This window comes from Listeria monocytogenes (genome assembly GCF_900187225.1).
GTDB lineage: Bacteria > Bacillota > Bacilli > Lactobacillales > Listeriaceae > Listeria > Listeria monocytogenes.
The window spans coordinates 2,855,725-2,864,663 of the sequence record NZ_LT906436.1; the positions used below are offsets into that span (position 1 = coordinate 2,855,725).

Genomic DNA, 8,939 nt, shown 5'->3' on the forward strand with positions numbered 1-8,939 from the left:
TCACTATCTCCTATCTTTTTAGTAATACATCTTCTTCATAAGCTTTTACTTCCTTCAACCAGTCCAAACCAACTGGGACACCATTAATTTCACAGAAGTAGTTCCATACATCGCCAAATGGGAAGTCTTTCAATTCTTCTGTAATTGCCATACGAGATGTAAAATCATTTTCCAGTTCCATTTTTTTCAAATCAGCTGTAGGTTCTAAAAGAGCTTTAAGTAATGATTTTTGCGTATTTCTAGTTCCAACAACCCATGCAGCAATCCGGTTGATTGTTGCGTCGAAGAAATCAAGACCGATATTTGTAATTCCGAGTAAATCATTGCGCACCAATTCGCGACCAATTTCAATTAATTCATCATCCATAATCACCACATGGTCACTATCCCAGCGGACTGGACGACTCACATGTAACATGACGCCTTTACTGAAAAGTGCTAAAGAAGACAATTTATTAGAAATAACTTCAGTTGGATGGAAATGTCCCGCATCCAAGCAAATCAATTTGTCCCGCGTAATTCCGTAACCCATATAAAATTCATGCGAACCAACAGTATAAGCCTCTGCTCCTAGACCAAACAGCTTACTTTCTACAGCTTCTTGGGTATATTTTTCATCTAATTTTTCTGCAAAAACTTCATCTAAAGCTTCCATTAAACGTTTTCTCGGGGTGTAGCGATCAATCGGACAATCTTTTATACCATCCGGCACCCAAAAATTATTAATACTTGTTTGACCAAGTTCTTTCCCAAAGTACTCAGAAATTTTTCGCGAGCGTTTCCCGTGCTCTATCCAAAAATCGCGTACTTCTTTATCTGGTGAAGCTAAAGTATAATTATCTTTAAACATTGGATGTGAAAAGAAAGTTGGGTTGAAATCAAGACCCAAACCTTGTTCTTTCGCCCATTCTACCCATGGAGTAAAATGTTTAGGTTCAATTTCATTTAAATCTACTTTTTCATCTGTATCTACATAAATTGCGTGTAAGTTAAGTTTATGTTTTCCAGGAATAAGTGAATAAGCTTTTTCCAAATCTTGGCGTAATTGTTTAGGTGTATGAGCGGCACCCGGATAATTCCCAGTCGCCATGATTCCGCCTGTAAGTTCGCCGTCTGGATTTAAGAAACCTTTAACATCATCGCCTTGCCAGCAGTGCATCGAAATTTTAATATCTTTCAATGTTTTAAGCGCTTTTTCTGTATCAACTCCAATTGCTTGATAACGTTCTTTCGCCATTTGATATCGTTTACTAATTTCTGTTTCTTGTCCCATTCTAAAAGCCTCCTAATTAAATTCAAGTACCTTAGTAAATCTTTCTTTTATTTCCTCGAATCTCACATCACCACAAGAAAATTCGCCAATTTCAAATGAATTTCGAATAATTTTTCTTCCCGCACGCATGGATTCGATTTCGCCCTGATTAATCATTTGCACAACTAAATTTCCAATTGCTGTTGCTTCTGAAGGTCCCGCAAACACTTCTATCCCTGCAAGTTTAGCTGTTAATTGATTTAGCATAGCTACATTACTTCCACCACCGACAATATAAAGCTTTTCGATTTTCTTACCAGTAATTTCAGTCATTTTTTCCAATTCTAGTGCATAATAGAGTGCCAGACTTCCATACACACAATTTGTCAGTTCGCCAATCGTCTCCGGTACAGTCTGTCCAGTTTCTCGGCAATACAATCTAATCTCATCCACCATGTTTTCCGGGTTATTAAACCTGGCATCATTGACATTAATAATTTGCTTGAAATAAGGATAATTACCCGCTTCCTCGGCCATCTCAGCAAAACTATGCTTATAGTCGTCCATGCGCGCAATTTCTTGAACAATCCAAAGCCCCATAATGTTTTTTAAAAAGCGATAAGTTCCATATGCGCCCCATTCGTTCGTGTAATTTTCTTTAAAAGCTGCTTCGTTATTGATTGGCGCACTTAGCTCCATCCCTATTAGCGACCAAGTCCCACTACTCAAGAATGCCCAATTTTCTCCTTCTGCCGGAGTTCCCACCACTGCCGAAGCTGTATCATGTGTTGCCACTGTCACTACATCACAATTAGGAATATCATACTCCTCTAGCCACTCCTCTTTTACTTTACCTAAATACGTACCTGCATCCGTCAGTGGCGCAAATTTTTCCACATCAATGTTCAAATGCGAAAGTAAATCCTTATCAAATAATTGTTCTCGCAAGTTAAGCATTTGCGTAGTCGATGAATTGGTTGTTTCTGCCACCTTAACCCCTGTGAGGACATAACCAATATAGTCAGGAATCAATAAAATTTTCTCCGCTCGTTCTAGTAAATCTCGCTCTTCCACGTACAGCTGATATAGGGTATTTAATTCCATAAACTGAATACCTGTTTTTTTATAAATATATTCTCGTGGATACTCACTCGTTAAATTCTGCACCGCATTTAAAGTTCGTTTATCGCGGTAACTAATTGGATCTGCCAACTTCTCACCGGAAGCCCCTATCAAAACATAGTCCACGCCCCACGTGTCAATACCAAGCACGCATTCCGAAATTCCTAGTTGCTTTACTTTTTCCAAGCCAATAAAGATTTCCTGCATCAGTTGATCAATTTCCCAGCGTTCGTGCCCATCTCGGTACGTAAAACCATTTTTAAAACGGTGAATTTCTTCTAATTGTAATTTTTCATTCACCAATTCCCCTAGAATTAATCGACCACTTGATGCACCAATATCTACTGCAACATAATGTTTCACTGGTCTAGCTCCTTTTCTTTAATCAATTGTATTTCCGTAACGTTCCTTCGTAATATCATCAAGTGATCTGCCACGTGTTTTCGGCGCCCAAATTACACCGATTAAAAGCGACACTGTAAGTAAACCAATCATAATTGTCCCCGCCACAGTAAAGCCAAGATTTGCCAAGATTACTGGGAAGACAATCGACCAGACACCTGTACTACCACGAACTAAGAAAAACATCACGCCTTGAACCCCACCACGATATTTTGTTGGGAAAAGTTCTGTGGACCAAAGTGCGTAAAAAGCTTGTGCACCAATACCTGCTGAAATACCCCATAAAATAACAAATGTCCATAAGCCAACCCAAGACATTCCAACAAAAGTAAGTACAACCCAAGAAGCAACTGCCATTAAAGCCCCTACAAAAAACAACCCACGATGACTTACTCGATCACCAAATTTAGCAAAGCCAAAGTATGTAGAAGCTGCTGTGAGTATCCATAATACAGCTTGCAATAAATTCGCTTGTGTATTAGAAAGACCACCCACCGTTTCATATACAAACGGCATAAAGAATCCCATTGCACCCGCTACTAAATTCCAAAATAAGTACACACCCACTAAGAAAAGTACTGATTTTACATTTACCATACTAGAAAATGCTGTTTTAAAAGGATGTTCCAAACGATTACCACTTTCTTTCATTTTCACTTGCTCCGCTTCCCAGTCCTTCGACTCCTCTAGTTTGCGCTGCAACTGCCAAGCTACAAATGCTACAATCAATAAAGATAAGAAAAGTAAGCGGTTACCTAAAAGTCCAAGTGGAGATACAATAATTCCTAAAGTAAAGATAATTGCTGGCCCACATGACCAAGCAAATTGAGATATACCAATATTTCTAGCTCGTATACTAGGATCCGCCATTTCAGAAATATATGTCCATGAAGCCGGAACCCCAGCCCCTACAGAAAGGCCTGTAACTAAAAACCCAATTAATAACATTGGGAAGTTCATCGCAAACATAATAATTGTAACTCCAAGCATATACACCAACATGTTATACGTATAAATAAATTTTCGTCCATATTTATCTGCTAAATGACCACCAATAAGTGCGCCAATTGCAGAACCAAACGCATTCGCGCTCACAGCCCCAAGTAATCCCACCGCAAAACTGCTAAGTCCGAATTGTGTTGCCCACAAAGTTAGTCCACTTGCTCCCGCTACAATACATCCAGAATCTAAATAGTTCGTCAAAGATACTGCTATCGTTCCTTTTTTACTTGTACTCGATCCAGCCATTCTTTTAACCCTCCTACTCATTTTAGTTAAGCGCTTACTTTATATTAAACAATTAATGATTGCGCTTTACAATATCCTGTGTTTATAATTAAAGTATCAAATTTACAGAAGGAGATTGTGAAATGGAAGCGCTTAATAAAAAATTATTTCGCCTAAATTCAAAAGAAAAAATCCAAAAAAGCACTGGCACTTTTGTTCCCGATTTACCCAATGGATCCTTTTTAAAAGAGAACGGCAGCATGGAATTATTAAATGATTATTTCTTCAAAAACAAAGACATTTATATAAGCAAACACAACCGATTTGCCGACTACCCATACCATACGCATCAATTTCTTGAACTAAATTACATGTATTCAGGAAGCTCTGAACAAATCATTGAAGGAAATAAAGAAACTTTACATGAAGGAGAACTTTTACTTTTAGACAGCGGCTGCCATCATTCCATAAAAGCAACAGGCGAAAAGGACATTCTCATCAACATCCTTTTTCGTGACCAACAAATCAGCCTAGAATGGCTAACGAGTATAAAGAAAAAAAACAGCCTTCTATTCGACTTTCTTCTTCATTCCAGCGTAAGCGAGCAATCTTTAAAGAAATATATTATTTTTCAAAGTGCGCAAATTCCGCATATCCAACAAATTTTAAACCAAATTATCACAGAATATTTTTTAGAAGAAGAATTTTCATCAAGAATTATCACTCTTTATTTGCCAATTCTGTTCACTGAACTGGTACGTAAATGTGATACATATTTAGCTGATGATCTTACCAACTCACAATCAAGCACCACTTCCACCATGCTCGAAGTTATTAAGCTTATAGAATCCAACTATCGCACAATCACATTAACAAGTGCCGCGGATACATTAGGTTACAATAAAAATTACCTCAGTAACTTTATTAAAAAAAATACCAATTTCACTTTTACCGAACTAGTCAATAAACAAAAAATGCTTGCAGCAAATCTTTTAATTGAAACCACTTCCACTCCAATTGAGTTGATTATTGAAAAAGTTGGATTTAGTAACAAAACTTACTTCTACTCCTTATACAAAAGAACTTTCAATCTATTACCCAATGAAGTAAGAAATAAAAAATAAGCGTACTGCATGAGTCGCAGTACGCTTCTATTGTTTCACGTGAAACATTCTATTTATAAACAACCTCAAACTCTTCACAAACAACCAGAGCATCTTCTTCAAATGGAATACCTAACTCCACGCATTCATTAGTGAAAAAGGAAGTATGTACTTTTCGCCAATATTCCAGCGTCCGGTCTCCTTCTCCTTCTAAGTAAGCAAATGTTTCCGGCACTTCATTAAAAGGCATAATAGTTACACCTATTAACTTGATAATCCCTATTGCTTCTTCATTACCATCTAAAAGCACTACATGTGAACCAACAGATGGCATTGTTTCCCCGCCTTGATCATACCAATAGAACAAGCTGCTCGTACCGGTTTTTATCCCATCCATAACAAGCCCACCAAGCTCATTTGCCATCCTAGCTGAGTTACCAAATGACCATGCCTCAAACTTACTTGTAATCATCGGGTGCTCTGCCCGGTATTTCTGCCACATTTCATGAACCGAACCCTTATAAACTACCACTTGAGTCTCCTCCTAAAAAAAGACTGAGGTTCCTAAAAACCTCAGTCTAAGAATTTATTTTCGAACTGGCTTAATCACAATATAACGGTAAGGATCGCGTCCTTCAGAATGCGTTTCAATTTGTTCATTCTCGCTTAAAATAGCATGAATAATTTTTCTTTCAAATGAAGGCATTGGTTCTAAATGAACAGCGCGCTTCGTTTTAAGAGCTTTATCTGCCATTTTGTTTGCTAAAATTACTAATGTTTCATGACGTCTTTCACGATAATCCCCTACATTAACAATAATGTTTTTGTATTGGCTCGTTGTTTTATTAGCAATTAATTGTGTTAAGTATTGAAGAGCATTAAGGGTTTGACCGTGTTTGCCGATTAGCATACCTAGACTGTCACCTTTAATTTGCAACTTCACATCTTTACCAACTTCTTCTACATCGATTGTGATTACTGCACCCATCTTGGTAGCAACATCTAAAAGATAATCAATCGCTACTTGGATACCATCTTCTTTTTCAATTACTTTTACCATAGCCAGTCTTGAACCAATTCCGAAAATACCTTTTTTACCTTCGTCTAGAACTTCTACTTCGACCTTGTCGCGTGTTGTTTCTAAAGTGGCTAATGCATTTTGGATAGCTTCTTCAACGTTTGAGCCTTGCGCAGTTATATCTCTCACTTTCTTTTCTTACCTCCTTTTTTGGAAGCCTTCATGTTAGCTGCTTTTTTCTTCAAACGATCTTCCGCAACTTGAGCAGCAGCCAGCGCCTCCTGTTCACGTTTGTTTTTAAAAGGATTATTAATTAAAAGTGTTTGGAATACGGTGAAAATGTTACCGATAATCCAGTATAGAGCAAGAGCAGACGGTAATGTAATACCCATAAATAGAATCATTACTGGCATGATGTAAACAATCATTGCCATTGATTTATTTTGCTGTGTTTGCCCCATCATAGAAATTTTTGATGATAAGAATGTTGTTAATGCCGCAACAACCGGTAAGATGTAATATGGATCTGGATTTCCCAGTTGCATCCATAAGAATGAATCTGTTTTGATTTCTGCTGTTCTACTAATCGCTTGGTAAAATCCTAGTAGAATAGGCATTTGGATTAATAATGGTAAACAACCCATCATTGGATTTACGCTATTTTCTTGATATAGACGCATTGTTTCTTGTTGTAGTTTTTGTTTTGTTTCATTATCTTTAGACGAGTATTTTTCTTGTAGTTCTTTGATTTTCGGTTGTAAGTTTGTCATGGCCTTTTGGCTTTTCAGCTGTTTGATCATTAAAGGCATGATAAGTAGACGGATTAAAATTGTAACAACGATAATTCCGACTGCATAACTTCCACCGAATAAATCGGAAAACCAAGTAATAGTCCAGGACAATGGAAATACAATGTAGTGACTCCAAAATCCAGTTGATTCTGATGTAATTGGATCAGTTGAATAGCCACAACCCGAAAGCACAGCCATTAATCCGATTACAAGACTTGCGATGAGCAACTTCTGTTTGAATCGCTTTTTCTTCTTCAAATTGATGTAACCTCCAATTTCGCCTTTTTCAAATTTCCACTCACTTTGAATTGTTTGGCTTTTGCTTTAAAACACGCCCCACTTTTAAAACATGAATCAAACTTTTCTTCACTTCATGAAAATCCATATTGGCCGCCGGTTTTCTGGCGATGATAATATATTCATTTTCAGGATTGATTTGGCTTTCTAATTCATGGAATGATTGTCTTATGTAACGTTTAATCCGATTTCGGCAGACAGCGTTTCCAATTTTTTTACTAACCGATAAACCAATTCGAAAATGATTCAATCCTTCTTGCTTTAAAGTATAAACAACAAATTGACGGTTAGCAAAAGATTTTCCTCTTCGGAATACTTTTTGAAAATCGTCATTTTTTTTAATTCTATATTTTTTTTTCATACATTCTCCATCTTCTTACATATCTTAGTATAAGGCCGTTTGACTCAGAGATTTTTCAAAAAAAAAACCACTGAGTCGTTTTCAGTGGTCTACGCAGATAAAACTTTTCTTCCTTTACGACGACGACTTGCTAAAACTCTACGTCCGTTTTTAGTACTCATACGCGTACGGAAACCATGCACTTTTTTTCTTTTACGTTTACTTGGTTGATATGTTCTTTTCATTAATTACACCTCCCATGAAAGGGTCCAATCGAATTTATCTATTAGACAGTCTTAGATATTGTACGTGAACTGGTCTTTTTTGTCAATACTATTTAGACGAATTTCTATTTAGACTCCGTTCACTATCATATCATATTTTTATAGAGAGAAAAACCATTTTTCGAAAATTATTGCGTTAAATAGATATATTTTTCTCTCGTTGTGTCTGGAATAGTAATTTTACGACCCGAAAGCTTTACTAAATATTTAGCAAACTCCCCGATTTTCTCAAATTCAGCAGGATATTCAAAAATTAGTTTTTCCTTTATTAAATAGTTATCAACGTAATGGCTTGTTTCTGGCTGAAAAGATAAAAGTCCTTCTATAAAACGAATAACTTTAGTAAATTTTGGAATTTCCTGTTCTTCCTCTAAATCAGTAAAGTGGAAAAACATCGTGTAAATATGATTTTTTTTGATATTCACTGAAAAAGCTTCTTTATTTATATTACTTTTTGCAAATACCTTAAAATCGTCAATTTCTGCTGGTTCCCGTTTATCGTGAATTAATAAGTATCCAAATACGTCGTCAATATTCCCGTTTTGTATAACTCGATAAAACTCTGTATCTCTAGTTTTCAAAAGCCGTTGAAATATCATTTTTCACAACCTCATTTATTTGTCTTTTTTTCTTATTCGGTAAATAGTTTAACACATTGGCGCAATGAAATCCTTTCCCAGAAAGTGTGGATAACTCCTGAATAACGCCTTTTTATTGTGGATAACCTTTTCAATTAGTTTAAACTTATACACAATTAGTGGTTAATTACACACAATGGCTTGTGGATAATTAAATCTAACAATTTCGTTACAGATTTCTTTACACACAAGTTATACACAAGTTAACTGGCTGTGGACAACCGTTTTTCACATCTGGACAGTTTTGTGGATAGATTTGGTAAGTCCTTGCTATCAGAGTGATTTTCTGATATTATAATTCCTGTCGAATAGAAATATAGCTGGGGAAAACTAAAGTTATCCACAATACATTTTTACTTTGTGGATAATTTTTTAACAGTGTTTGGATAACCTTATCCATAGCTTTTTCTATCTGTGGATAACTTTATAGCATCCATTTACATTACATAAAAAGGGGGGGTACTA

The 8,939-nt window shown here is 36.3% G+C and carries 10 protein-coding genes; 1 reads left to right on the forward strand and 9 read right to left on the reverse strand.

Features of this window, described 5'->3' with window-relative positions; all coding sequences use genetic code 11:
- Window positions 1-10: 10 nt before the first annotated feature.
- Genes rhaA through CKV70_RS14495 form a run of 3 tightly spaced genes read right to left on the reverse strand, consistent with a single transcriptional unit; the run spans window position 11 to window position 4,024 of the window.
- Entirely contained in the window at window positions 11-1,273 is a 1,263-nt protein-coding gene (gene rhaA / locus CKV70_RS14485) for an L-rhamnose isomerase (protein WP_012951050.1), read from the reverse strand.
- 12 nt (window positions 1,274-1,285) lie between these two features.
- Entirely contained in the window at window positions 1,286-2,737 is a 1,452-nt protein-coding gene (gene rhaB / locus CKV70_RS14490) for a rhamnulokinase (protein ID WP_014601250.1), read from the reverse strand.
- Between the two features lie 18 nt (window positions 2,738-2,755).
- On the reverse strand, window positions 2,756-4,024 hold the full coding sequence (locus tag CKV70_RS14495; protein ID WP_003725797.1) for an MFS transporter: 1,269 nt from the start codon (window positions 4,022-4,024) through the stop codon (window positions 2,756-2,758).
- Between the two features lie 122 nt (window positions 4,025-4,146).
- Between CKV70_RS14495 and CKV70_RS14500 the strand changes: the two genes are divergently transcribed.
- Entirely contained in the window at window positions 4,147-5,127 is a 981-nt protein-coding gene (locus tag CKV70_RS14500) for a helix-turn-helix domain-containing protein (protein ID WP_003732166.1), read from the forward strand.
- A gap of 49 nt (window positions 5,128-5,176) precedes the next feature.
- Here CKV70_RS14500 and CKV70_RS14505 read toward each other — a convergent pair whose 3' ends face one another.
- The 6 genes from CKV70_RS14505 to CKV70_RS14530 all read right to left on the reverse strand — a co-directional run bounded on the left by CKV70_RS14505 (window position 5,177) and on the right by CKV70_RS14530 (window position 8,435).
- The gene (locus CKV70_RS14505; RefSeq protein ID WP_009911565.1) at window positions 5,177-5,638 is read right to left on the reverse strand and encodes an ASCH domain-containing protein; all 462 of its coding nucleotides are present in this window, start codon (window positions 5,636-5,638) and stop codon (window positions 5,177-5,179) included.
- A gap of 54 nt (window positions 5,639-5,692) precedes the next feature.
- Window positions 5,693-6,313 (reverse strand): RNA-binding cell elongation regulator Jag/EloR, encoded by a 621-nt coding sequence (gene jag / locus CKV70_RS14510; protein WP_003725800.1) that lies wholly within the window; start codon window positions 6,311-6,313, stop codon window positions 5,693-5,695.
- A complete protein-coding gene (gene yidC, locus CKV70_RS14515) occupies window positions 6,310-7,173 on the reverse strand; it encodes a membrane protein insertase YidC (RefSeq protein ID WP_003723726.1) in 864 nt (287 codons plus the stop codon). Before yidC ends, jag begins: the two co-directional genes overlap by 4 nt.
- 40 nt (window positions 7,174-7,213) lie before the next feature.
- Complete coding sequence (gene rnpA, locus CKV70_RS14520) at window positions 7,214-7,573, reverse strand: ribonuclease P protein component (RefSeq protein ID WP_014601251.1); 360 nt, start codon at window positions 7,571-7,573, stop codon at window positions 7,214-7,216.
- Between the two features lie 89 nt (window positions 7,574-7,662).
- Window positions 7,663-7,797, reverse strand: coding sequence for a 50S ribosomal protein L34 (gene rpmH, locus CKV70_RS14525; protein ID WP_003718062.1), 135 nt, complete (start codon window positions 7,795-7,797; stop codon window positions 7,663-7,665).
- A gap of 167 nt (window positions 7,798-7,964) precedes the next feature.
- Window positions 7,965-8,435 (reverse strand): hypothetical protein, encoded by a 471-nt coding sequence (locus CKV70_RS14530; protein WP_003723728.1) that lies wholly within the window; start codon window positions 8,433-8,435, stop codon window positions 7,965-7,967.
- Window positions 8,436-8,939 lie beyond the last annotated feature (504 nt).